This is a genomic window from Streptomyces sp. NPDC059037, assembly GCF_042740015.1.
In the GTDB taxonomy this organism is placed as follows: domain Bacteria; phylum Actinomycetota; class Actinomycetes; order Streptomycetales; family Streptomycetaceae; genus Streptomyces.
This window is the reverse complement of sequence record NZ_JBHYIG010000041.1, coordinates 1-23681: the sequence shown is the minus strand read 5'-3', so window position 1 is coordinate 23681 and position 23681 is coordinate 1. Positions and strand designations below refer to the sequence as shown.

Annotated in this window: 20 protein-coding genes, 3 tRNA genes and 1 pseudogene; 14 read left to right on the top strand and 10 right to left on the bottom strand. The window is 69.2% G+C overall.

The genetic code is table 11. The features are described 5' to 3' along the window. Positions 1 to 101 precede the first annotated feature (101 nt). The 3 genes from ACFWY6_RS11855 to ACFWY6_RS11845 form a co-directional block, all read right to left on the bottom strand. Positions 102 to 177 (bottom strand) — tRNA-Gly (locus ACFWY6_RS11855). Positions 178 to 256: 79 nt separating this feature from the next. Further along, a tRNA-Gly gene (locus ACFWY6_RS11850) sits at positions 257 to 328 on the bottom strand. Between the two features lie 146 nt (positions 329 to 474). After that, on the bottom strand, positions 475 to 792 hold the full coding sequence (locus ACFWY6_RS11845) for an Lsr2 family protein (RefSeq protein ID WP_266864768.1): 318 nt from the start codon (positions 790 to 792) through the stop codon (positions 475 to 477). A 344-nt stretch (positions 793 to 1136) separates the two neighbouring features. Between ACFWY6_RS11845 and purS the strand changes: the two genes are divergently transcribed. From purS to ACFWY6_RS11810, 7 genes and pseudogenes are all read left to right on the top strand, one after another. Beyond that, positions 1137 to 1388, top strand: a complete 252-nt coding sequence (gene purS, locus ACFWY6_RS11840; RefSeq protein ID WP_135332092.1) for a phosphoribosylformylglycinamidine synthase subunit PurS — start codon at positions 1137 to 1139, stop codon at positions 1386 to 1388. Further along, complete coding sequence (gene purQ, locus ACFWY6_RS11835; protein ID WP_266864772.1) at positions 1385 to 2065, top strand: phosphoribosylformylglycinamidine synthase subunit PurQ; 681 nt, start codon at positions 1385 to 1387, stop codon at positions 2063 to 2065. Before purS ends, purQ begins: the two co-directional genes overlap by 4 nt. Beyond that, positions 2065 to 4329 (top strand): phosphoribosylformylglycinamidine synthase subunit PurL, encoded by a 2265-nt coding sequence (gene purL, locus ACFWY6_RS11830; protein ID WP_384688046.1) that lies wholly within the window; start codon positions 2065 to 2067, stop codon positions 4327 to 4329. The genes purQ and purL overlap by 1 nt, the downstream gene beginning before the upstream one ends. A 178-nt stretch (positions 4330 to 4507) precedes the next feature. After that, positions 4508 to 4705: pseudogene (locus ACFWY6_RS11825) on the top strand (M23 family metallopeptidase); the annotation flags it as partial. Positions 4706 to 4710: 5 nt separating this feature from the next. After that, positions 4711 to 5349, top strand: a complete 639-nt coding sequence (locus ACFWY6_RS11820) for a TetR/AcrR family transcriptional regulator (RefSeq protein WP_384688044.1) — start codon at positions 4711 to 4713, stop codon at positions 5347 to 5349. A gap of 10 nt (positions 5350 to 5359) precedes the next feature. Then, complete coding sequence (locus tag ACFWY6_RS11815) at positions 5360 to 6151, top strand: sterol carrier family protein (RefSeq protein WP_384688042.1); 792 nt, start codon at positions 5360 to 5362, stop codon at positions 6149 to 6151. A gap of 118 nt (positions 6152 to 6269) precedes the next feature. Then, positions 6270 to 7085 carry an META domain-containing protein gene (locus tag ACFWY6_RS11810; protein ID WP_384688041.1) on the top strand — a complete coding sequence of 272 codons (816 nt, stop codon included), beginning with the start codon at positions 6270 to 6272 and terminating at the stop codon, positions 7083 to 7085. A gap of 60 nt (positions 7086 to 7145) precedes the next feature. Here the strand turns inward: ACFWY6_RS11810 and ACFWY6_RS11805 are convergent, their stop codons facing one another. Continuing rightward, a complete protein-coding gene (locus ACFWY6_RS11805) occupies positions 7146 to 8354 on the bottom strand; it encodes an LPXTG cell wall anchor domain-containing protein (RefSeq protein ID WP_384688039.1) in 1209 nt (402 codons plus the stop codon). A gap of 194 nt (positions 8355 to 8548) precedes the next feature. Continuing rightward, complete coding sequence (locus ACFWY6_RS11800; protein ID WP_384688037.1) at positions 8549 to 9967, bottom strand: sulfatase; 1419 nt, start codon at positions 9965 to 9967, stop codon at positions 8549 to 8551. A gap of 297 nt (positions 9968 to 10264) precedes the next feature. On the opposite strand from ACFWY6_RS11800, the gene purF reads away from it, so the two are divergent. Beyond that, the gene (gene purF, locus ACFWY6_RS11795) at positions 10265 to 11791 is read left to right on the top strand and encodes an amidophosphoribosyltransferase (RefSeq protein WP_384688035.1); all 1527 of its coding nucleotides are present in this window, start codon (positions 10265 to 10267) and stop codon (positions 11789 to 11791) included. A 37-nt stretch (positions 11792 to 11828) separates the two neighbouring features. Next, on the top strand, positions 11829 to 12902 hold the full coding sequence (purM, locus tag ACFWY6_RS11790) for a phosphoribosylformylglycinamidine cyclo-ligase (RefSeq protein ID WP_384688033.1): 1074 nt from the start codon (positions 11829 to 11831) through the stop codon (positions 12900 to 12902). Between the two features lie 137 nt (positions 12903 to 13039). Here purM and ACFWY6_RS11785 read toward each other — a convergent pair whose 3' ends face one another. Both ACFWY6_RS11785 and ACFWY6_RS11780 read right to left on the bottom strand, forming a co-directional pair. Beyond that, entirely contained in the window at positions 13040 to 13297 is a 258-nt protein-coding gene (locus tag ACFWY6_RS11785) for a DUF3073 domain-containing protein (RefSeq protein ID WP_135332081.1), read from the bottom strand. A 290-nt stretch (positions 13298 to 13587) separates the two neighbouring features. Further along, the gene (locus ACFWY6_RS11780) at positions 13588 to 14670 is read right to left on the bottom strand and encodes a Leu/Phe/Val dehydrogenase (RefSeq protein WP_384688032.1); all 1083 of its coding nucleotides are present in this window, start codon (positions 14668 to 14670) and stop codon (positions 13588 to 13590) included. A 210-nt stretch (positions 14671 to 14880) separates the two neighbouring features. Here ACFWY6_RS11780 and ACFWY6_RS11775 point away from each other — a divergent pair, with 210 nt between their 5' ends. Together ACFWY6_RS11775 and bldC are read left to right on the top strand one after the other, a co-directional pair. Further along, on the top strand, positions 14881 to 15723 hold the full coding sequence (locus ACFWY6_RS11775; protein WP_266864791.1) for a hypothetical protein: 843 nt from the start codon (positions 14881 to 14883) through the stop codon (positions 15721 to 15723). Positions 15724 to 16237: 514 nt separating this feature from the next. Continuing rightward, a complete protein-coding gene (gene bldC / locus ACFWY6_RS11770; RefSeq protein ID WP_003949541.1) occupies positions 16238 to 16444 on the top strand; it encodes a developmental transcriptional regulator BldC in 207 nt (68 codons plus the stop codon). 505 nt (positions 16445 to 16949) lie between these two features. Here the strand turns inward: bldC and ACFWY6_RS11765 are convergent. From ACFWY6_RS11765 to hrpA, 3 genes are all read right to left on the bottom strand, one after another. Then, a complete protein-coding gene (locus ACFWY6_RS11765) occupies positions 16950 to 17138 on the bottom strand; it encodes a DUF6274 family protein (RefSeq protein WP_384688031.1) in 189 nt (62 codons plus the stop codon). Positions 17139 to 17320: 182 nt separating this feature from the next. Continuing rightward, positions 17321 to 17395: transfer RNA gene (locus ACFWY6_RS11760), tRNA-Asp, on the bottom strand. A gap of 111 nt (positions 17396 to 17506) precedes the next feature. After that, positions 17507 to 21535, bottom strand: a complete 4029-nt coding sequence (gene hrpA, locus ACFWY6_RS11755; protein ID WP_384688029.1) for an ATP-dependent RNA helicase HrpA — start codon at positions 21533 to 21535, stop codon at positions 17507 to 17509. A gap of 84 nt (positions 21536 to 21619) precedes the next feature. Between hrpA and ACFWY6_RS11750 the strand changes: the two genes are divergently transcribed. Genes ACFWY6_RS11750 through ACFWY6_RS11740 form a run of 3 tightly spaced genes read left to right on the top strand, consistent with a single transcriptional unit; the run spans position 21620 to position 23639 of the window. Further along, positions 21620 to 21991 (top strand): hypothetical protein, encoded by a 372-nt coding sequence (locus tag ACFWY6_RS11750; RefSeq protein WP_384688027.1) that lies wholly within the window; start codon positions 21620 to 21622, stop codon positions 21989 to 21991. 56 nt (positions 21992 to 22047) lie between these two features. Further along, the gene (locus ACFWY6_RS11745) at positions 22048 to 22794 is read left to right on the top strand and encodes a DsbA family protein (protein ID WP_384688026.1); all 747 of its coding nucleotides are present in this window, start codon (positions 22048 to 22050) and stop codon (positions 22792 to 22794) included. Beyond that, positions 22791 to 23639, top strand: coding sequence for a cytochrome c biogenesis CcdA family protein (locus ACFWY6_RS11740; protein WP_384688025.1), 849 nt, complete (start codon positions 22791 to 22793; stop codon positions 23637 to 23639). Before ACFWY6_RS11745 ends, ACFWY6_RS11740 begins: the two co-directional genes overlap by 4 nt. Positions 23640 to 23681: the final 42 nt, after the last annotated feature.

Here is a 23681-nt window from a genome sequence, read left to right as displayed (position 1 = left end):
TCGCTGGGGGCGGTGACCCGGTCTCCATTAAAATTTCTCCCCGGCCGGCCCCCCGCGCCCCCCTCCCACGCCCCGGGCGGGGTCGCGGGGGCCTTCTTCAATGGAGCGAACGACGAGGTTCGAACTCGCGACCTCAACCTTGGCAAGGTTGCGCTCTACCAACTGAGCTACGTTCGCATTGCCTCCGACCAGCTTTCACTGATCGGTGCGAGCACCAGCCTACCGCACCCAGAAGGGTGCCTGACCGGCGATGCAGAGCGGGTGACAGGAATTGCACACTGCGCCTTCCCCCTGGAAGGGGGATGTTCTACTACTGAACTACACCCGCAAGACTCCGTGTGGTTCGGCCTTTCGGCCTTGCCCCTCGGCGTGCTCCAGACTTTAGCCGACCGGCGGGGGTGCAGGTCAAGTCGGTTGCCGAGGGGCCCTCCTGGCCGGCTGTCGGTCCAGGTCGGCGCGGCCACGGGCCAAGGCTCAGTTGGCCGCCTCGAACGCCTCGTAGACCTTCTTCGGGATGCGGCCGCGCGGCGGCACGTCCATCTGGTTCGAGCGGGCCCAGGCGCGGACGGCCGCCGGGTTCGCGGCCACCGTCGTGTGCCGGAAGGCCTTGCCGGACTTCGACTGCTTGCGGGCCGCGTCGAGGAACGGGGCGAGCGCGGTGCGCAGTTTCTTGGCATTGGTTTGATTGAGGTCGATCTCGTACGACTTGCCGTCAAGACCGAAAGCGATGGTTTCCGCCGCTTCCCCGCCGTCGATGTCGTCAGAGAGAGTGACCACGACACGCTGCGCCACGAATATCGGTCCCTTCGTGCGGCCTCGCCGCGTTGACGTGCGGTGATGCCGACTGTCCGGCTGTTAGGGGCACTGTTATGTGCAAAGCATCGGCTAATGCCATTTCCTTTGTACAGTGCCCGGCATTGCATTGTGAAGCCCGACTAAATCCCCCCGCGTGTCCGGGAGCAATGCTGATGCGTGATCTTTTCCTGGATTTTTCGCGAAGGTGCCCCGTTCGATACATGGATGGGTGTGGGAACGTGACCGTCCTCACGTAGGTTTCTACGAATCTACGCGAGTAGAATTTTTGTGCAGGTAGTCTGAAGGGACCGCTCAGCCAGCACCACACACCGGGAGTGCCAGTGGCACGCGTCGTAGTCGACGTCATGCTCAAGCCGGAGATCCTCGACCCCCAGGGCCAGGCGGTGCAGCGTGCACTGCCGCGCCTCGGATTCAAGGGGATCGCCGACGTACGTCAGGGAAAGCGCTTCGAACTCGAGGTGGACGGGCCCGTCGATGACGCGGCCCTCGCCCGTATCCACGAGATGGCGGAAACCTTCCTCGCCAACACCGTGATCGAAGACTTCTTCGTAAAGGTGGAGGAAGAGAAGTGACTGCTCGAATCGGAGTCGTCACTTTCCCCGGAACCCTCGACGACCGCGACACCCAGCGCGCCGTCCGGGTCGCCGGCGCCGAAGCCGTGCCGCTCTGGCACCGGGACAAGGACCTCAAGCAGGTCGACGCCGTGGTGCTCCCCGGCGGATTCTCGTACGGCGACTATCTGCGGGCCGGGGCCATTTCACGGTTTTCGCCCGTCATGGAGTCGGTCATCGAGCAGGCAAAGGCCGGGATGCCGGTCCTCGGCATCTGCAACGGCTTCCAGGTGCTCACCGAGTCCCACCTGCTCCCCGGCGCGATGCTGAAGAACAACCACCTGCACTTCATCTGCCGCGACCAGAAGCTGCGCGTGGAGACGGCCGACACCGCCTGGACCGCCGACTATGACGCCGGCCAGGAGATCTCCGTACCGCTGAAGAACATCGACGGACGGTACGTCGCCGATGAGCGGACCCTGGACATGCTCGAGGCCGAGGGGCGGGTCGTCTTCCGCTACCTCGACGTGAACCCCAACGGTTCGCTGCGGGACATCGCCGGTGTCTCCAACGCCGCGGGCAACGTCGTCGGCCTCATGCCGCACCCCGAGCACGCGGTCGAGCCGCTGATCGGGACCGGCCGCACCGACGGCCTGGGATTCTTCACCTCGATCCTGAAGAAGCTGGTCAACGTCTGATGACTCTGGACACCGTCAAGCACGCCGCCGAGACCCCCGAGGTCAAGCTGCCCTGGGCCGAACTGGGCCTGAAGGAAGACGAGTACGCGCGCGTACGCGAGATCCTGGGCCGCCGTCCCACCGGCGCCGAGCTCGCCATGTACTCCGTCATGTGGTCCGAGCACTGCTCGTACAAGAGCAGCAAGGTGCACCTGCGCCAGTTCGGCGAGAAGGCCCCCGAGGCTGATACACCGGGTGGGGGCGCCATGCTCGTCGGCATCGGCGAGAACGCCGGTGTCGTCGACGTCGGCAACGGCTATGCGGTCACCTTCAAGGTCGAGTCGCACAACCACCCCTCGTACGTCGAGCCCTACCAGGGCGCGGCCACCGGTGTCGGCGGCATCGTCCGCGACATCATCGCGATGGGCGCCCGCCCGGTCGCGGTCGTCGACCCGCTGCGGATGGGCGATGCCCACCACCCCGACACCAAGCGTGTCCTGCCGGGTGTCGTCGCGGGCATCGGCGGCTACGGCAACTGCCTGGGCCTGCCGAACATCGGCGGCGAGCTCGTCTTCGACGCCTGCTATCAGGGCAATCCGCTGGTCAACGCCGGTGCGATCGGCGTGATGCGGCACGAGGACATCCACCTCGCGAAGGCTTCGGGCCCCGGCAACAAGGTCATCCTCTACGGGGCCCGCACCGGCGGCGACGGCATCGGCGGCGCCTCGATCCTGGCCTCCGAGACCTTCGACGACACCAAGCCGTCGAAGCGTCCCGCCGTCCAGGTCGGTGACCCCTTCCAGGAGAAGCTCCTCATCGAGTGCACCCTGGAGGCCTTCGCCGAGAAGCTGGTCGTGGGTATTCAGGACCTGGGTGCCGCCGGACTCTCCTGCGCGACCTCGGAGTTGGCGTCCAACGGCTCCGGCGGCATGCGCGTCGAGCTCGACGACGTACCCCTTCGCGACTCCACGCTCACTCCCGAGGAGATCCTCATGAGTGAGTCGCAGGAGCGGATGTGTGCGGTCGTCGAGCCGGAGAAGGTCGAGCGCTTCCTCGCCATCTGCGAGAAGTGGGACGTCATCGCGACGGTCGTGGGTGAAGTGACCGACGGCGACCGGCTTGAGATCTTCTGGCACGGCGAGAAGATCGTCGACCTCGACCCGCGCACCGTCGCCCACGACGGTCCGGTCTACGAGCGTCCCTACGCCCGCCCGTCCTGGCAGGACGCCCTCCAGGCGGACGACGCCAACAAGCTGCCCCGACCGGCGAGTTCGGCCGAACTGCGCGAGCAGATGCTCGCCGTCGTCGCCTCGCCGAACCAGGCGTCCAAGGCGTGGGTGACGGATCAGTACGACCGTTTCGTGCAGGGCAACACGGTGCTCGCGCAGCCCGAGGACTCCGGCATGGTCCGCATCGACGAGGAGACCGGCCTCGGTGTCGCCCTCGCCAATGACGGCAACGGCCGCTACTCGAAGCTCGACCCGTACGCGGGCGCGCAGCTCGCCCTGTCGGAGGCGTACCGCAACGTCGCCGCGACGGGTGCCCGGCCGCTCGCCGTCTCGGACTGCCTGAACTTCGGTTCGCCCGAGGACCCGGACGTCATGTGGCAGTTCGCCGAGACCACCCGTGGCCTCGCCGACGCCTGCCAGATCCTGGGCACCCCGGTGACCGGCGGCAATGTCTCGCTCTACAACCAGACGGGCGAGGCGGCGATCCACCCGACGCCGGTCGTCTCCGTCCTCGGTGTGATCGACGACGTCGCACGGCGCACGCCGATCGCCTTCGCCGAGGAGGGGCAGCTGCTCTATCTGCTCGGTGACACCTCCGAGGAGTTCGGCGGCTCGGCCTGGTCGCAGGTCGTCCACGACCACCTCGGCGGCCTGCCCCCGAAGGTGGACCTGGAGCGCGAGCGGCTGCTCGCCGAGATCCTGATCTCGGCCTCGCGCGACGGCATGATCGACGCCGCGCACGACCTGTCCGACGGTGGTCTCGCACAGGCCGTCGCCGAGTCCTGCCTGCGGGGCGGGAAGGGCGCGCGCCTGATCGTCCCGGACGGTCTCGACGCGTTCACCCTCCTGTTCAGCGAATCGGCCGGGCGCGCGGTCGTCTCCGTGCCGCGGAGCGAGGAGCTGCGCTTCACCGACATGTGCGGGGCGCGGGGCCTTCCCGTGACGCGCATCGGTGTCGTGGACGGTGACGCGGTCGACGTGCAGGGCGAGTTCACGCTGCCGCTGGGCGAGATCCGCGAGGCGCACGAGGGCACCCTGCCGGGGCTCTTCGCCTGACGTTTCCGCTCGAAGCCCCCGTTCGGACCTGGCCCGAACGGGGGCTTCGGCGTTTCCGGGTGCGGTGGCCGGCCTTGGGCTTGCCGTGCCGACGGGGCATCGGTACGAGTGGCAGTACGGCCTGCTCACCGAGACGGTGGGTGATCGAGGGCGACTGGGCCGAGGCCGCCGAGTCGTGTCGCTCGCCGTCCGCGCCGGGGACAAGGTGACGGCCGGGCAGGTCATCGCCCGCCGCGGGAACTCCGGCAACTCGACCGAACCGCATGTGTACTTCCAGCTGATGGACGGCCCGGACCTGGCCACCGCGCGGGGCGTCGGAGTGCCCGCCAACCGCGAGACGTTCACGGTGGGGGAGGAAGCCGTCCCGGTACCGTGACCTGCATGACTGAGGAGCTCGGGCTGCGCGAGCGCAAGAAGAGGCAGACCGCGTCGCGGATCTGGCGGGCGGCGGTGGACCTCTGCTCCGAGCGCGGTTTCGACCATGTCTCCGTGGCGGAGATCGCCGAGGCGGCCGAGGTGTCGAAGATGACCGTCTTCAACTACTTCGGCACCAAGGAAGGCGTGATCGTCAGCCCCATGGAGGAGCACGTCGGCGACGCCGCCGACGCGGTGCGCGCCCGCAGGCCCGGCGCCTCCGCGGTCACGGCGATGCGCGAAGCCTTCCTCGAACAGGTCGCCGCGCGCGACCCCGCGGTCGGCCTCAGCGGTGACCCGCGCGCCATGAAGGTGCGCCAACTGGTCGGCGATACACCGACCCTGGCGCATCGCATGGTCGTCTTCCACATGCGCGCCATGCAGCTCCTCACGGAGGCCCTCGTCGAGGAGACCGGCGACCGTGTCCTCGCGGGAGTCGCCGCCGCGCAGCTGCTCGGCGCCCGCAACGCGCTCATCATGGAGAACCACCGCCGCACCCTCGAAGGCGATCCGCTCGACGCGATCGCCGAGGACTGCGCCGCCTATGCCGAGCGCGCCTTCGAGCAGGTCGAAAAAGGTCTCCAGGGCTACCCGGGACCGCATTAGGCTCGGCCCCATGCCACCGGCCAAGAAGCGCACGCGTACGTACGACGCCGCCAAGATCCGCACCGCAGTGCGTACCCAGTTCGGGAACGTACGGGAAGCGGTCGCCGCCCTGGAGCCGGAGCAGCTGGCCCTGCCGACCCGGCTCGGCGACTGGACCGTCCGCGAGCTCGCCGCGCACATCACCATGGCGCTCGGCGCGGTCAGCAGGTTCCTCGCCATGCCGGAGCCCTCGGCGCGCGAAGTGGCCCTGTTGGACTGGCCGTTCGCGACCGCCTCGGCCGCCGCCCAGGTCGACGAGGCGTCGCGGGCCTTCGCCGCGCAGGACCTCGGCGAGCTGTACGCGCGGACCCTGACCGCCTATGACGAGGCACTGGACGGGGTCGCCGCCGGCCGTCTGACGCCGACCCGGTTTGGCGCGATGACCCTCGACGACTTCCTGGTCACCCGCACCGTCGAACTGATCGTCCACACCGACGACCTGAACGACGCCGTGCCGGGCCTCGATGTCGCGTACGACCGTCAGGCCCTCGCCGCCTGCACCCGGCTGCTCGCCGACGCCCTCGCGGTGAAGGCCCCCGGCGGCGCCGTCGAGGTCAGGGTGCCGCCGTTCGCCGTGGTCCAGTGCGTGCAGGGCCCCCGGCACACCCGCGGCACCCCGCCGAACGTCGTCGAGACCGACCCGCTGACCTGGATCCGCCTGGCGACCGGGCGTACGGACTGGAAGTCGGCGCTCGACGGGGCGAGGGTCAGCGCGAGCGGGGAGCGCGCGGACCTGGCGGGGCTGCTGCCGGTCATGAGCTGAGCGCTCCGCTGGAAGACCGGTGACGAATCTGCGGGCCGTCCGTGGCTGGTCGCGCAGCTCCCCGCGCCCCTTACGGGGCGACGGGAACCAGAACCCCCACTTGTCCCGTCACAGCGGCATGCAGAAGACGCGACTGACCACCACCGCCATCGCTCTCGCCGCCGCGGGCCTGCTCACCGCGTGCGGCACCGAGACCGGATCGGGCAACGGCAAGAGCGACGGTTCCGTCGCGTCCGAGCTGCCCATCACCGGAGTGCACTGGAACGTCGACAGCCTCACGGTGGACGGCAAGAAACAGCAGGCCCCGGGCGGCACCTACGTCACGATCGACGACAAGGGGAAGGCCAAGGGCAACTACGGCTGCAACGGCTTCTCCGCGGACGTCTCCGTCGACGGCGACAAGGTCGACTTCGGCAATGCCACGTCGACCGACATGGGCTGCGACAAGCTGGACTTCGAGGAGACGCTCACGCGCACCCTCGGCAACGGCGAGCTGAAGGCCAAGGCCGACGGGGACAAGCTGACGCTCACCACCGAGAAGGGGGACCGCGTGGCCTTCACGTCGGAGCCCGACGCCCCGCTGACGGGCACCAAGTGGACGCTGAACGCCATCGGCGACGGCGAGGTGACGACCTCCCTGCCGAAGGAGGTGGACGGCAAGGCCCATCTGACCTTCGGCAAGGACGGCACCGTCCGCGGCAACCTCGGCTGCAACAACGTGTCGGCCAAGGCCGATGTGCGGGGCGACGAGATCACCCTGGGCACGCCCCGGAGCACCCGGATGATGTGCGAGGGCCCTGCCCGGGAGACCGAGCAGAAGCTCCTCAAGCTCTTTGACGGCAAGGTGAATTTCAAGCTGACGCATCGGGGTCTGACTCTCACCGCCGCCGACGGCACGGTCGTCAGCGCGAATGCTGACCTGAAGACGCACTAGTTCTTCGGCCGCGGCGCCGTGGGGGCTTGTCGCGCAGTTCCCCGCGCCCCTATGGGGCGCTCAGCCGCGGCGGCGTGATTTCAGCAGGAACGCGCCGCCCGATGCCAGGAGCAGCGCGCCGCCGACGGAGTAGGCGAGCGTGGTGTCGGAGTTGCCGCCGGTCTCGGCGAGGTCGGTGGAACCCCCCTCGGGGCGGGCGTCGTTGGGGGCGTCCGCTGCGGCCTCGCTCTTGGCGGGAGCCGCCACCCCGTCCAGGCTCACCTCGACCGTCGCGGACTCCGCACCCGCCTTCACCACCTCTACCTTCACCTTCCGCGCCTTGTCCGTCAGCGTCGTGCCCGCCTTCAGCGCGTCCGCGTCGGCCGGCGCCTCGCCGCCGGTGGACTCATCGGCGTCCGAAGTCGGGTCCAGGAGAGCGGACTTGGCGTAGTCGCCGCCCGGCGCCCGGTAGGCGTGCACGCCCTGGATCTCGCCGTCGACCGTGCCGGACTCGTGCCGCAGCTCCACGACCAGGCGGTCGTCGCCCAGCGGGATGTCGAGCGCCCGGACCCCGCTTCCGCTTCCGTACAACGGACGCAGCGCGTACGTACCCGACTTGCCGACCTTGGCGACCTCGCTACCCGAAAGCCACTTGTTGTGCAGCAGCTCGGGCGAGGTGAGCCCGGCCTCCCAACCGCCGCCGCCCATCGGGGACTTGTGACTGGTGCCGTCCTCCTTGCAGCCCGCCCCGAGGTCCCCTTCGGGGCAGCGGAGCCGCATGTGGTGGCTGTAGCCGAAGTTGTGGCCGAACTCGTGGACCAGGGCCGTCATCGACATCTTGCCGTCGGCGCCGATCGGCATCCAGGTGGTGCCGCCGCCGACGGTGCCGAGCGCGAGCCAGTCGCAGCCGGCCTTCTCCGAGGGGAAGACGAGCGACAGATGGTCGTAGCTGTCCTCGGCGACGCCCTGCGCGGCGAGGGCCTTCCGCGTCAGTTCGTTGATCTTGCCGGTGTCGCAGCCGGTGGCCGCGAGATCGATGTCGACGGGTCCGGTGACGCCGTCGCCCTCGGCGGCCTTGAAGGTGGTCGCGCCGCCGGTGACCTCGTTGTAGTACGAGGTGAGGGAGCCGGAAGCCCCGAAGTAGTTGTCCTTCAGGGCGGTTTCGAGCCGGCCCGCGTCCGGGATCCGGCTGTCCGTGAAGTTCACCATGGCGACCTGTACGCGCCGCTCCGGCTCGTCGGCGGCGGTGGCAGCGGTGGCCGGCGCGGCGACGGCTGTCAGGGCGGCCACTGAAGCCACTACGGCCACTGAAGCCACTGCGGCGGGTATGAGGCAGCGGCGCGGGGACGGTGTCATGGGGGGACCTTCCAAGCGGGGGGGCGCGGGTCTGGTGATCAACTCGGGGGCGCGCGAGGCACGCTAGCGATCACACCGGCCCGCGCGAACCCCCGGGAAGGGTTCTTAGGCCGCGCTTAAGGCTCAGTTCAGGCAGCGGGGTACGGCAGCAGCCCCGCATTCGTCCGCTCCCACGCCGCCTTCAGCTCGGCGAGCAGCTTCGGCTCGCCCGCCGCCCGGTCGGCCTGCTCCCGCTGGTCCGCGGCAAGGTTGAACAGCTGGTCCTTGCCGCCCTTGCCCCGGTAGTACTTCCACTCCCCGCACCGCAGCGCCCGCTCTCCACGCACCCGCCAGAACAGCTCACGCTCGGCGAGCTCCTCGCCCTTCAGGAGATAGGGCGCGAGGCTGGTCCCGTCCAGCTCGTACGCGGGGTTCGGCCGCGCCCCGCCGATCTCCAGGAGCGTCGCCGTCCAGTCGGGCGTGAACACCGGCTCATGGCTGACCTGCCCGCCGCCGAGCCGCGCGGGCCACCGCACGATGGTCGGCACGCGGATGCCGCCCTCCTGGAGCGAGCCTTTGCCGCCCGAGAGAGGCCAGTGGTACGCGAAGCGGTCACCGCCGTTGTCGGAGGCGAAGACGACCAGGGTGTCCCGCTCCTGCCCGGACTCCTTCAGCGCGCCCAGCACCTCACCGACTGACCGGTCCAGGTCTTCCACCATCTCCGCGTACTTCTCGACGGACCCGCCGTCCAGATGCAAGAGCGCGTCCTTGCGGCCCGCCCTGATCTTGCGGGCGATCTCGGCGCCCTCCTCCTCGTCCCCGTCCGCGATCCACGGGGAGTGCGGGGTGGTGAAGTTCAGATTGAGCAGCCAGGGCCTGCCGCCGTGGTCACGCCGGATGTACTCACCGGCACGCTCGGTCAGGATCCGCGTGTAGTAGCGCAGGTCCTTGTACTCGGCGTCGCCCTCGAAGAGGTCGTAGTCAGCGAAGAGGCCCAGCTTGGAGTAGTACTCGAGCCCCCCGCCGAAGTTCCCGAAGAACTCGTCCCAGCCGGACTTCGTGGGCGCGTAGTCGGGCAGGTGCCCGCAGTGCCACTTGCCGATCAGGGCGGTCGCGTACCCGGCGTTCCGCAGCAGCGAGGCCAGCGTGGGATGTGTCGGTTCGAGACCGACGGACTTGTCCGTTATCGGCTCCGCGAGCCCGCCCTTCGTACGACCGGGTAAGCGCCCCGTGTAGAGGCTGAACCGGGTCGGCGAGCAGGTCGGGGACCCGGAGTAGGCATCGGTGAACCGCACGCCCTGGCGCGCGAGGCGGTCCAGGTGGGGGGTCTTGATGTGCGGCGCGCCGTAGGAGGAGAGGTCGGCCCACCCGAGGTCGTCACCGAGGATGAAGAGAATGTTCGGCCGCTTGCCGCTCGGGCGCGGGGCCGCACGGAAGCGGCGTTCGGCAGGCTCGGCGGCGTCGGCGCCGGCAGCGGAAAGCCCGACCGCGGCAGCGGCGGCGCCCGCCCCCACGGCTCCGCCGAAGGCGCGGCGGGACAGTTTCGATTCGTCTGAGTACGAGGACACAGTGCGCTCCTGAACGGGGCACGGCGCCCGAGGCGTCCGTACCCGCGGATGTGAGCCCCGCAGAAGGGGGGAGGCGTGAAGGGCGGTGCGTTCGTGCGGCGCAGCGACAGAAGCCAGGAGCCTGGCCGAGCGCGCGGACACCTGTCAACGGCGGCGCCCCGTTCCGGACGCGGTCGCGACTTCCGGACGCGGTCGCGAGATCACCCAGCGTGCCGTTGATCAAGCCGCAAACACGGTCCGTGAGCGGCCTGTATCCCCAATTCGGACCAGTGGTCGATCTCGCCTACACTCGGTGTCGTGCCACGTGGTGACGGTCGACTCAATCACGATCTGCTCCCCGGCGAGAAAGGCCCCCAGGACGCTTGTGGCGTCTTCGGTGTCTGGGCTCCGGGCGAAGAGGTCGCAAAGCTCACGTACTTCGGGCTCTACGCCCTCCAGCATCGGGGCCAGGAATCCGCGGGAATCGCGGTCAGCAACGGCTCCCAGATCCTCGTCTTCAAGGACATGGGGCTCGTTTCCCAGGTCTTCGACGAAACCTCTCTCAGCTCGCTCCAGGGTCATATCGCGGTCGGTCACGCCCGCTACTCGACCACCGGGGCCTCCGTCTGGGAGAACGCCCAGCCGACGTTCCGTGCCACCGCGCACGGCTCCATCGCGCTCGGGCACAACGGCAACCTCGTGAACACGGCCCAGCTCGCCGAGCTGGTCGCCGAGCTGCCCAAGGAGAACGGCCGCGCGACCCAGGTCGCGGCGACCAACGACACCGACCTGGTGACGGCACTCCTCGCGGGCCAGGTGGACGACGACGGCAAGCCGCTGACCATCGAAGACGCCGCCATGAAGGTCCTCCCGGACGTACGGGGCGCCTTCTCCCTCGTCTTCATGGACGAGCACACGCTGTACGCGGCCCGCGACCCGCAGGGCATCCGCCCGCTGGTCCTCGGCCGCCTGGAGCGCGGCTGGGTCGTCGCATCGGAGTCCGCGGCGCTCGACATCTGCGGCGCCAGCTTCGTCCGCGAGGTCGAGCCCGGCGAGTTCATCGCGATCGACGAGAACGGACTGCGAACGTCCCGATTCGCGGAAGCGAAGCCCAAGGGCTGTGTCTTCGAGTACGTCTATCTGGCGCGCCCCGACACGGACATCGCCGGCCGGAACGTCTACCTCTCGCGCGTCGAGATGGGTCGGAAACTCGCCAAGGAAGCTCCCGTCGAGGCCGACCTCGTCATAGCGACCCCGGAGTCCGGAACGCCCGCCGCGATCGGTTACGCGGAAGCCTCCGGCATCCCCTTCGGCGCCGGTCTGGTCAAGAACGCCTATGTCGGCCGGACCTTCATCCAGCCCTCGCAGACGATCCGCCAGCTCGGCATCCGTCTCAAGCTGAACCCCCTCAAGGAAGTCATCAAGGGCAAGCGTCTGGTCGTCGTCGACGACTCGATCGTCCGCGGCAACACCCAGCGCGCCCTGGTCAAGATGCTCCGCGAGGCCGGAGCGGCCGAGATCCACATCCGGATCTCCTCTCCCCCCGTGAAGTGGCCCTGTTTCTTCGGCATCGACTTCGCGACCCGCGCCGAGCTCATCGCCAACGGCATGACGATCGACGAGATCGCCACCTCTATGGGCGCCGACTCGCTCTCGTACATCTCCATCGACGGCATGATCGAGGCCACGACCATCGACAAGCCGAACCTCTGCCGCGCCTGCTTCGACGGCGAGTACCCGATGGACCTGCCCGACCCCGAGCTGCTCGGCAAGCAGCTTCTGGAGACGGAGCTGGCCGCCGGTCCGGCGTCCACGGCAGCGGCCGACGCGATCCGTCGCCCGTAAGCCACCCGTAGTAACGACACGAAAGCTCTCAATCACCATGCCTGAGACCACTGGTGCCAGCTACGCGGCCGCCGGCGTAGACATCGAGGCGGGCGACCGCGCCGTCGAGCTCATGAAGGAATGGGTCAAGAAGACCCAGCGCCCCGAGGTCGCGGGCCTCGGCGGCCTCGGCGGCTTCGCCGGGCTCTTCGACGCCTCCGCCCTCAAGCGCTTCGAGCGCCCGCTGCTCGCCTCCGCGACCGACGGTGTCGGCACGAAGGTGGACATCGCCCGCCAGCTCGGCGTGTACGACACCATCGGCCACGACCTCGTCGCGATGGTCATGGACGACATCGTCGTGTGCGGCGCCGAGCCGCTCTTCATGACCGACTACATCTGCGTCGGCAAGGTCCACCCGGAGCGCGTCGCGGCCATCGTGAAGGGCATCGCCGAGGGCTGTGTCCTCGCCGGCTGCTCGCTCGTGGGCGGCGAGACGGCGGAGCACCCGGGCCTGCTCGGCCCGGACGACTTCGACGTCGCGGGCGCCGGCACGGGCGCCGTGGAGGCCGACCGGCTGCTCGGCCCTGATCGCATCCGTAAGGGTGACGCGGTCATCGCCATGGCGGCATCGGGTCTTCACTCGAACGGGTACTCGCTCGTCCGTCACGTGGTCTTCGACCGCGCGGGCTGGACCCTGGACCGTCAGGTCGAGGAGTTCGGCCGGACGCTCGGCGAGGAGCTCCTGGAGCCCACCAAGATCTACTCCCTGGACTGCCTGGCGCTCACCCGCACCACGGACGTCCACACGTTCAGCCACATCACCGGCGGCGGCCTCGCGGCGAACCTCGCCCGGGTCATCCCGGACGGCCTGCACGCGATCGTCGACCGCGAGACGTGGACGCCCGGCGCGGTCTTCGACGTGGTCGGCAAGGCGGGCCAGGTCGAGCGCCTCGAGCTGGAGAAGACGCTGAACATGGGCGTCGGCATGATGGCGATCGTCCCCGAGGAATCGGCTGACGCGGCCCTGACGACCCTCGCGGACCGTGGCGTGGACGCCTGGATCGCCGGTGAGATCACCGAGCGCGGCGAGCACACCACGGGCGCGGCCCTGATCGGTGACTACGCGAAGTAGTGGCCCGGTGGGGGCGGTCTGCGGACCGCCCTCAGGGCAGCACAAAACCCGGTCCGGCGTGGTGACCACCCCGGACCGGGTGAAGTGCAGTTGCTATGAGAACTGCGAATGCTGCAAGTGCTGCGATTGCAACGAGGTCAAGCGCCGCGGCGCTGCGACGAAGGACCGGACTCGTCGGCAGAGTCGTCGTCCTCGTCGTCGTTATACAGATCCGCGTACTGGGCGTACGGGTCGTCTTCCTCGTCGTCGTCCTCGAACGGCTCGCCATTCGGCGGCTGTTGCGAAGTCGAAGCGCCCAGCTCATTGGCCAGACGCGACAGGTCAGTCCCGCCGCTGCTGTACTTCAGCTGGCGGGCGACCTTCGTCTGCTTGGCCTTTGCCCGGCCGCGCCCCATGGCTCGACCCCCTCGGATATGGGGCTTGGTGACCCCAGAGTCTTGACACGCGTTCATGATCAGGAACGGGCTCTCCGTAGAGAGGCCGGTCCGTAGGGCTTCCACGGTACCTGCTCCTGCGGCCATACGGTACGTCGCCCGCAGGACGCGCCTCGGCGCAGAACCCGCGAGGAGCCCCGTCCTCGCTGGTCAACTGCGATTTTAACCTCTTCTTGTCGGGCGACCCGCCGACGGGGGTGAGTCTTGTCTCGCCGGTACGTCGACGGGGCCCTGTCAAAGCCTCTGCGGGGTCAGCGGCGGCGGGCCTCCGCCATCCGCTGCTCGGCGATCCTGTCGGCCGCCGCGGCCGGCGGAATGCCGTCTTCCTTCGCACGAGCGAATATGGCAAGAGTGGTGTCGAAGATCTTCGACGCCTTCGCCTTGCACCGGTCGAAGTCGAAGCCGTGCAGCTCGTCCGCGACCTGGATCACGCCGCCGGCGTTCACCACGTAGTCCGGCGCGTAGAGGATCCCGCGGTCGGCGAGGTCCTTCTCCACACCCGGGTGCTCGAGCTGGTTGTTGGCGGCGCCGCAGACCACCTTCGCGGTGAGCACCGGCACGGAGTCGTCGTTCAGGGCGCCACCGAGCGCGCACGGGGCGTACACGTCGAGGCCCTCGAAGCGGATCAGCGCCTCGGTGTCGGCGACGGCCGTCACGGACGGGTGCTTGTCGGTGATCCGGCGTACGGACTCCTCGCGCACATCGGTGATCACGACCTCTGCGCCGTCCGCCAGGAGGTGCTCCACGAGGTGGTGACCGACCTTGCCGACGCCGGCGACGCCGACCTTGCGGCCGCGCAGCGACGGGTCGCCCCACAGGTGCTGCGCCGATGCGCGCATGCCCTGGAAGACACCGAAGGCGGTGAGCACGGAGGAGTCGCCCGCGCCGCCGTTCTCGGGGGAGCGGCCGGTCGTCCAGCGGCACTCCCGCGCGACGACATCCATGTCCGCGACGTACGTACCGACGTCGCACGCCGTCACGTAGCGGCCGCCGAGCGAGGCCACGAAGCGTCCGTAGGCGAGAAGCAGCTCCTCGCTCTTGATGACGTCCGGGTCGCCGATGATCACGGCCTTGCCGCCGCCGTGGTCGAGCCCGGCCATGGCGTTCTTGTACGACATCCCGCGCGCGAGGTTCAGCGCGTCCGCGACGGCGGCTTCCTCGCTCGCGTACGGATAGAAGCGGGTGCCGCCGAGGGCGGGGCCCAGAGCGGTGGAGTGGATGGCGATGACGGCCTTGAGGCCGCTGGCGCGGTCCTGGCACAGCACGACTTGCTCGTGGCCCCCCTGCTCCGAGTGGAACAGGGTGTGCAGGACGCCGTTGTCTGCTTCGGTCACTGTGGTGACTCCCGGTCGAGTGGCGGCGGTTGGGCGGGCTCCCGTGCGGGTGGCGGGGGCCCGATGGGCATGAGACTAGAGCCTGTCCACCGCCCCGGACCGCGCAGTGCCGAGGATCACCCTCTCCCGGCGCAGTATGGAGTACGGCGGAGTTCGGCCATGGCACGATTTGCAGTGTTTTCCAGCCGGTGTGCGGGGGAGGGAGCAGCCGTGCCCAAGGTGTCCTCGTTGATCGTCCCGTACGCGTCCTACTTGCGCGTCTATGAGCCGCTGGCCGCCTTCCCGGAGCCGGAGCGCGGCCGCTGGGAGCGCTACGCGCGTCGCAAGGACCGCCCTTCGTACCAGGACGAACTCCGTGGCTCCCTGGCCGACTTGCTGCCCACACCGCCGATCCCGGTCCCGGTGCACGAGAGCGGCGACGCGTTCGTGGTGGAGGCCGACGGGGTGGTGTGCGTCTGCCCGTGGCGCACCCGGCTGCGCGGCTGGCAGGCCCTCGGGGAGCTTCCGGGGCAGCTGCCCGTGCCGGTCCTCGACGCGGTCCTGCCGCCGGTGGTGCGCCGCCAGACGGCCGCCGACTACGAACAGTGGCTGGCCCGCAATCCGGACGCCCGCCCCTGGATCCGTACGTCGAGGTGGCAGGTCCCGCTGAACTGGTTCGTGCTCGTCGCGGACGAGGAGCGGCAGTACGAGAAGGGGACGGCGGAGTCCCCGCCCGTCCTTCGCTACCGGACGCCGATGGTGCAGGCGCGGCGGCGGGTGGCCCGTGGCCTTCGGACGCTGCGGGACACGATCGAGGAGGGGCCGCTCGTCGACGGGCTCACAGATGTGGGGCGGTGGCTGGAGGAGTTCCACCCGCGCTCGCTGGTGGAGCTCGACTACGGCGGGCTCGTGCACGCCCTGTCGGAGGAGCTGCTCGACGACGACCACTCCGCGGCGGATGTGGCGGAGGGGATCGAGGCGCTGCGCAACGGCGACGGCGAGGGTGCCGGCGAGGCGTATGCGAGGCTCATGGAGCGGTGGCGCGCGGTCCGGGACCGTCAGTTCTCGAACTGACGCCGGAGGCGCCTCTCGAACTGAGGTCTGAACCCTGAGGCCTTATGGTCTTCCCTACGTGCCGCCTACACGGGACGTAGGTCCCGATCCGGGCTTATGTCTCAAGCGTGACGGACCGCACTTAGCGGGGCCTTGCGCCCATCGCCCCCCCTCGTGCCAAAATAGGACAAGGAGTCCGGGGAGGGCTCCTTCCGCCCATGTATGGGCGGAATACTCAGCATTGCACGCTATGGGGGGTCTGTTGACTCCTGATCGCTCTGTGACTGATCGTCACTGTGGCGTGACTGTCCGCTATGGCATGGTCCATCGGCTTCCGTCGCTGATAGACACCTGGGAGGGCAATTCCATCGGTTTGGCCGACGTGGCTGGACGGATGGTGTAGTTGTAGTGCCGAGGACAAGCCGTTCGTCCTATAACCGACTCGACTCGCGTCCGCCATTTCGGGCAACGCGGGTCAAGGTGCAGAATTTAGAGGAATGAACCGAGAAGGTTCGGTTCTCCGAGGAGGCCGCTCATGACCGCTCGCACCCCTGATGCCGAGCCGCTGCTGACCCCGGCTGAGGTCGCCACGATGTTCCGCGTCGACCCCAAGACGGTGACGCGCTGGGCCAAGGCTGGCAAGCTCACGTCGATTCGCACGCTCGGCGGGCATCGCCGTTACCGCGAGGCTGAGGTCCGCGCACTGCTCGCGGGTATCCCGCAGCAGCGCAGCGAGGCCTGATTTACCGCATAACCGCAGTATCCAGGACGAAGAGCACGACCGCTGTCGGGTCCCCCAATCCGGCCGCACCGTCCGACCTTTAGCTACACGCGACGCGGGTCCCGCCCCAACGGGTCCCACGCCTGAGCCTCATGGGTGAGTCGTTTCGATCGCGCTGGACTCCGCCGGGTCCAGCGCGATCTTTTTTGTGCGCCCTGGAGGTGCTGGTGAGCGGCCCTGTGAGCGGGCTTGTTGGTCTCTGAGGAGTGCCGTTGCGCTACCGGCGAGTCGGCTGGGCGGAGGCCGTCCGGGGGTCGCTCAGGGTGGTGCAATTGCACATATTAAATTGACCTGTTGTAGGACGGGTGTAAGTTCCGGGGTTCTGAAAACTTCCTCGGTGACACCCGTCACACGCCGTGACTCTTGTTGCCCATGACGCCTCTGGGCTAGAGGAGCTGCCGGATTCGCGTTCCGCGCCCACGAGTTCAGCCTCCCACCGCGGAGGCGGGTCGCGGGGCGGCTTTGGTCATGCGTTGGGGGGACTTTCGTCCTCGCCGCTCTCACAGCCGCCCTGAGGGGCGGGAGCGGCCTCCAGGGCGAGCCGCTGCAGCCGGTGGCAGATCGGGCAGTGCCGGGTCAGATGGCGGTACCCGGTCGCGGCCGCCAGGTGGGCGCGCAACAGGGCGCGCGTCTCGTGCTGTGCGGACATAGCCATGCGCCACCTCCGTACCTCTACGGGGAGCGTCCCGCTCGCTCCCTGTTGTTCTGGGTACCGGCGGAATGTGACGCAGTCAAGGTGCGGGCACGACAACGGGCCGCATCCTCAAGGGGATACGGCCCGTTGTCGTACATCAGAAGGGACCGCATCCGTTGCGGGATGCGGCCCCTTCTCTACTGCGGTCCTGACGGGATTTGAACCCGCGGCCTCCACCTTGACAGGGTGGCGAGCACTCCAAACTGCTCCACAGGACCTTGCGTTTGCGGCGCTTGTTTCTGCGTTGCGCTGCGAGAAGAGACTGTACAGCAGCCCTGGCCCACCGGTCGAACTCACGCTGCGCGATGGGCCCGTCACGTCTGGAGGGGCTACGGCGCGGCCGCGTCGATCGCCTTCACGATCCGCTTGTCCGAGACCGGGTACGCCGTGCCGAGCGCGTGCGCGAAGTAGCTGACGCGGAGCTCCTCGATCATCCAGCGGATGTCCAGGACCTCCTGGGGCACGGGGCGGCCCTGCGGCAGCTGCTCCAGGAGCCAGGCGTACTCGTCCTGCATGTCGTGGACCTTCTCCATGCGCGAGGTGTCCCGCTGGACGCTCGTCGGCATCTGCTGGAGGCGCCGGTCGGCGGCCACCATGTACCGCATCAGGTCCGGCAGCCGGCGCAGCCCCGTCGCCGTCACGAAGCCCGGCCGGATCAGCGCGTCCAACTGGGCGCGTACGTCCGTGAGGTTGGCGAGCAGCGTCGGGCTCTTCGTCGACTTCAGGCGCCGCTCACAGGCCTGCCAGGCGGCGAGGACCTGCTGGACCTGGCCGACCGTCCGCACCGTCGCGTCGACGATCTCGGCGCGCACCTTCTCGTACAGCTTGCGGTACGACTCCTCGTCCCAGGCGGGACCTCCGAAGTCGCCGATCAGCTTGTCCGCGGCCGCCATCGCGCAGTCGTCGAAGAGCGCCTGGATGGAGCCGTGCGGGTTCGCGGACAGGGCGATCTTCTGGGCGTTGGTCAGCTTGTCGGAGGCGAACTTGGCCGGATTTACCGGGATGTTGCGCAGGATGAGGCGACGCGTGCCCTTCCACATCGCCTGCTGCTGCTCCGCCTCCGTGTCGAAGAGGCGTACGGACACGGTGCCTGCCGCGGAGTCGTCGTCCACGAGCGCCGGGTACGCCTTCACCGGCTGGCCCGCCCGCCGGGTCTCGAAGACGCGGCTGAGCGTGCCGATCGACCAGTCGGTGAGGCCCGTCCGCTCGACCGCCGAGCCGCCCGTGCGCTCGGCCGTCGCGGCAGCCGCCTGGGAGAGGGCCTTGCGGGCCTTCGGGCGGAGCTGGAGCTTGAGGGCCTCCAGGTCCTTGTCCTCGGCGAGCTTCCTGCGCCGCTCGTCGGTGATCCGGAAGGTGATCTTCAGATGGTCCGGTACGCGGGTGAGGTCGAAGTCGTCCGGCGAGACGGGGACGCCGACCATGCGCTGCAGCTCGCGCGCCAGCGTCACATGCAGCGGCTCCTGCAGAGGCACCGCCCGGTCCAGGAACGCCTTCGCGTAGTTGGGCGCCGGGACGTAGTGCCGGCGGATCGGCTTCGGCAGGGAGCGGATCAGCTCGATCACGACCTCCTCGCGCAGGCCCGGGATCTGCCAGTCGAAGCCCTCGTCCGTGACCTGGTTGAGGACCTGGAGCGGGACGTGGACCGTCACGCCGTCCGCGTCCGCGCCGGGCTCGAACTGGTACGTCACACGGAACTTGAGCTGCCCCTGCCGCCACGAGTCGGGGTAGTCGTCCTTGGAGACGTCCCCCGCCTTCTCGTTGATCAGCATCGAGCGTTCGAAGTCGAGCAGTTCGGGCTCTTCGCGCTGCTTCTTCTTCCACCAGGAGTCGAAGTGCGCCCCGGAGACGACCTCTTCGGGCACCCGCTGGTCGTAGAAGTCGAAGAGCGTCTCGTCGTCGACGAGGATGTCGCGGCGCCTGGCCCGGTGCTCCAGCTCCTCGACCTCGGTCAGGAGCTTGCGGTTGGCGGCGAAGAACTTGTGGTGCGTGCGCCAGTCGCCCTCGACGAGCGCGTTGCGGATGAACAGGTCGCGGGAGACCTTGGGGTCGATGCGGCCGTAGTTCACCTTGCGGTCGGTGACGAGCGGGACGCCGTACAGCGTGACCTTCTCGGTCGCCATCACCGCCGCCTGGTCCTTCTCCCAGTGCGGCTCGCTGTACGTGCGCTTCAGGAGGTGCTGGGCGAGCGGCTCGACCCACTCCGGTTCGATGCGCGCGTTGACGCGGGCCCAGAGCCGGGAGGTCTCCACCAGCTCCGCCGACATGATGAAACGCGGCGGCTTCTTGAAGAGGGCCGAGCCGGGGAAGACCGCGAACTTGGCGTTGCGGGCGCCCAGATACTCGCCCCGCCCGCCGCGCTGCTTGGGATCGCTGTCCTTCGACTCCTTCACGTCCTTCATCCCGATGTGGGAGAGGAGACCGGCGAGGAGGGAGATGTGGACCTGCTGCTCGGGGGCGTCGTCCTCGTTCAGATGGATGCCCATCTGCTTGGCGACCGTACGCAGCTGCGTATAGATGTCCTGCCACTCGCGGATCCGCAGGAAGTTCAGGTACTCCGACTTGCACATCCGGCGGAAGGACGACGAGCCGCGCTCCTTCTGCTGCTCGCGGACGTACCGCCACAGGTTCAGGAAGGCGAGGAAGTCCGACGTCTCGTCCTTGAAGCGGGCGTGCTGCTGGTCCGCCTGCGTCTGCTTCTCGGCCGGGCGCTCGCGCGGGTCCTGGATGGAGAGCGCAGCCGCGATCACCATGACCTCGCGTACGCAGCCGTTCTTGTCGGCCTCAAGGACCATCCGGGCAAGGCGCGGGTCCACCGGCAGCTGGGCGAGCTTGCGGCCCTGCGGGGTGAGGCGCTTGCGTACGTCCTTTGAAGAAGAGGGGGGCCCGAAGGGCTCGGTTGAGGGTGGTGGTGGGCGACGGGCGGGCGGGTCGAGCGCGCCGAGCTCCTGGAGGAGCTGGACGCCGTCGCGGATGTTGCGGTGGTCCGGCGGGTCGATGAAGGGGAACTTCTCGATGTCGCCGAGGCCGGCCGCCGTCATCTGGAGGATGACCGACGCGAGGTTCGTGCGCAGGATCTCCGCGTCCGTGAACTCCGGCCGTGAGACGAAGTCTTCCTCGCTGTACAGGCGGATGCAGATGCCGTCCGACGTACGCCCGCAGCGGCCCTTGCGCTGGTTGGCGCTTGCCTGGCTGATCGCCTCGATGGGCAGCCGCTGCACCTTCGTACGGTGGCTGTAGCGGGAGATGCGGGCCGTGCCCGGGTCGATGACGTACTTGATGCCCGGGACGGTCAGCGATGTCTCGGCGACGTTCGTGGCGAGGACGATCCGGCGGCCCGTGTGCTGCTGGAAGACGCGGTGCTGCTCGGCGTGCGACAGCCGGGCGTACAGCGGGAGCACTTCCGTGAATCTGTAGTTCTTCTTGTTGAGCGCGTCCGCCGTGTCGCGGATCTCGCGCTCCCCGGAGAGGAAGACGAGGATGTCGCCCTTGCCTTCCGACTGGAGTTCCTCGACGGCGTCCGTGATCGCGGTGATCTGGTCGCGGTCGGTGTCGTCCGAGTCCTCCTCCAGGAGCGGGCGATAGCGCACCTCGACGGGATACGTACGGCCGCTGACCTCGACGATCGGGGCTTCCCCGAAGTGCCGCGAGAACCGCTCCGGGTCGATCGTCGCCGAGGTGATGACGACCTTCAGGTCCGGGCGCCTGGGAAGCAGCTGGGCGAGATAGCCCAGCAGGAAGTCGATGTTGAGCGAGCGCTCGTGGGCCTCGTCGATGATGATCGTGTCGTACGCGCGCAGCTCGCGGTCCGTCTGGATCTCGGCCAGCAGGATGCCGTCCGTCATCAGCTTCACGTACGTGTCGCCGCCGACCTGGTCGGTGAAGCGGACCTTCCAGCCGACCGCCTCGCCCAGCGGGGTGTTCAGCTCGTCGGCCACGCGCTCGGCGACCGTGCGGGCGGCGATGCGGCGGGGCTGGGTGTGCCCGATCATGCCGCGCACGCCACGGCCGAGTTCCATGCAGATCTTGGGGATCTGCGTGGTCTTGCCGGAGCCCGTCTCGCCCGCGACGATCACCACCTGGTGGTCGCGGATCGCCGCCGCGATGTCGTCCTTCTTCTGGCTGACCGGCAGCTCTTCGGGATACGTGATCGCGGGCAGGCGGCTGCCCCGCTCGGCCATCCGCGCCGCGGCCTTGTCGACTTCCGCCGAGATCTCGGCGATGACGGCGGCGCGGGCCTCGGGCTTGCGGATCCGGCGCGCACCTTCGAGCCGGCGGCCGATCCGGTGCTCATCGCGCAGCGAGAGCTCGGACAGACGCGGGGCGAGGGTGTCGAGGGTGAGGGCAGGCTGCGTAGACATAACGGCGTCCAGGATCTCACCCGCCGCTCGGAGGTGGCGAACCGATTTATCGGGCGGGGCGCACTGGGACGTACGATTCCGGGGATGTTGTCCCGAGTGCGTACGCGATGGTGCCCCCTGCTGGCGGTGCTGCTCGTCGTGCTCGGCGGATTCTGCGCACCGGCGGTGGCCGCGCAGCCGGTGGCGAAGGTGACGAAGCCCGCGGCGGCCGTGCAGGCCAAGGAGTCCGCGGGCGCCCCCGGCTGCGGCAAGAGCGGTCAGCAGGACGCCGGTCAGGGCCCCGCGGCCCCGGCGCGCTCCAGCTCCGCGTACGAGCTGCTTCCGGCCCTCCACCAGGCCCACGCCGCGTCCGGCGCCTGGGGCGCCGACCAGCCGGTGCTGTCCCTCACCCCGGATCGCGGTCCGCCGCCGCTCGCACCGCCGACGCCGATAGATCTCTCCGTCCTGCGCGTGTAGATGCCCCTGCCCGGGGCCCCTACAACGACGTACCAGGAACGAGAGAGAACTCCCTCATGCCCAAGAAGAACAACAACAAAAAGAAGAACATCGGCATCGGCGCGGGTGTCGCCGTCGCCGCCCTGCTGCTCGGCGTCGCCTCCTACACCGCGACCAAGCCCGACGAGCCCTCCTCGGTCACCGCCAAGGAGGAGCCCGCGGCGGACGTCTCGGCCGACGCGCAGGCCGGGGTCTACCCGGAGCTCGCGAAGCTGGCCCGCCGTGACGGCAAGGACCCGCTGGCGCAGGGCCGCGCGGACGCGCCCGTCGTGATGATCGAGTACGCCGACTTCAAGTGCGGCTACTGCGGGAAGTTCGCCCGCGACACCGAGCCCGGCCTGGTGAAGAAGTACGTCGACGAGGGCACCCTGCGCATCGAGTGGCGCAACTTCCCGATCTTCGGCGAGGACTCCGAGCGGGCCGCGCGGGGCGCGTGGGCCGCGGGGAAGCAGGGGCGCTTCTGGCAGTTCCACGAGGCGGCGTACGCGGAGGGCTCGAAGGAGCAGGGCTTCGGCGAGGACCGGCTGAAGGAGCTGGCGCGCGAGGCCGGGGTCAAGGACGTCGGCCGCTTCTCGGACGACGTGCGGAGCGCCGCAGCCACGGCCGCCGTGAAGAAGGACCAGGAGGAGGCGTACGGCCTGGGGGCCACGTCCACCCCGTCCTTCCTGATCAACGGGCGGCCCATCTCCGGCGCCCAGCCGGACGAGGTCTTCGACCAGGCGATCGAGCAGGCGGCGAAGAGCGCGAAGGCGGGCAAGAAGTGACCGCCGATGTGGGGTACTTCGCGGCGTTCCTGGGCGGTCTCCTCGCCCTGGTCAGCCCGTGCAGCGCGCTGCTCCTGCCCGCCTTCTTCGCGTACTCGATCGACTCGACCTCACGGCTCATCGCGCGTACCGGGATCTTCTACGCGGGGCTCGCGACGACGCTCGTGCCGCTGGGGGCGGCAGGGTCGGTCGCCGGGCGGTTCTTCTTCGGGCACCGCGATCAGCTGGTCCTGTTCGCCGGGTGGCTGATCATCGCGCTCGGAGTGCTGCAGATCGTGGGGATGGGGTTCGCCTCGCGGCGGATGGCGGAGCTCTCGGGCCGGATCCGGCCGACGACGGCGCTCTCCGTGTACGCGCTGGGGGCCGTCTACGGACTCGCGGGGTTCTGCGCGGGCCCGATCCTGGGCAGCGTCCTGACGGTGGCTGCGGTCAGCGGCAGCCCGGTCTACGGCGGGCTGCTGCTCGCCGTCTACGCCCTTGGCATGGCCGTGCCGCTGTTCTTGCTCGCGCTGCTCTGGGAGCGGTTCGACCTGGGGCGGCGGCGGTGGCTGCGGGGACGTGCCTTCCGGCTCGGCCGCTTCGAACTGCACACGACCTCGCTCCTGTCGGGCCTCTTCTTCGTGGCCCTCGGGGCGCTCTTCCTCGCGTACGACGGGACCACGGCGCTGCCGGGTCTCCTCGACGTGGACGACTCGTTCGCGGTGGAGCGGTGGGCCGGGGGAGTGGGCAGGGCGGTGCCGGACGCCGCGCTGATCGCGGGGGTGGTGGTCCTGGTGGCCCTGCTGTTCGCGGCGCGGGCCTGGCGGGGGCGTGCCGCGGCGAAGGAGGAGGCCGAGCGGGGGTAGCCCCCCCCGCGGGGGCCGGGGAACGGCGAAGGCCCCGTCCAC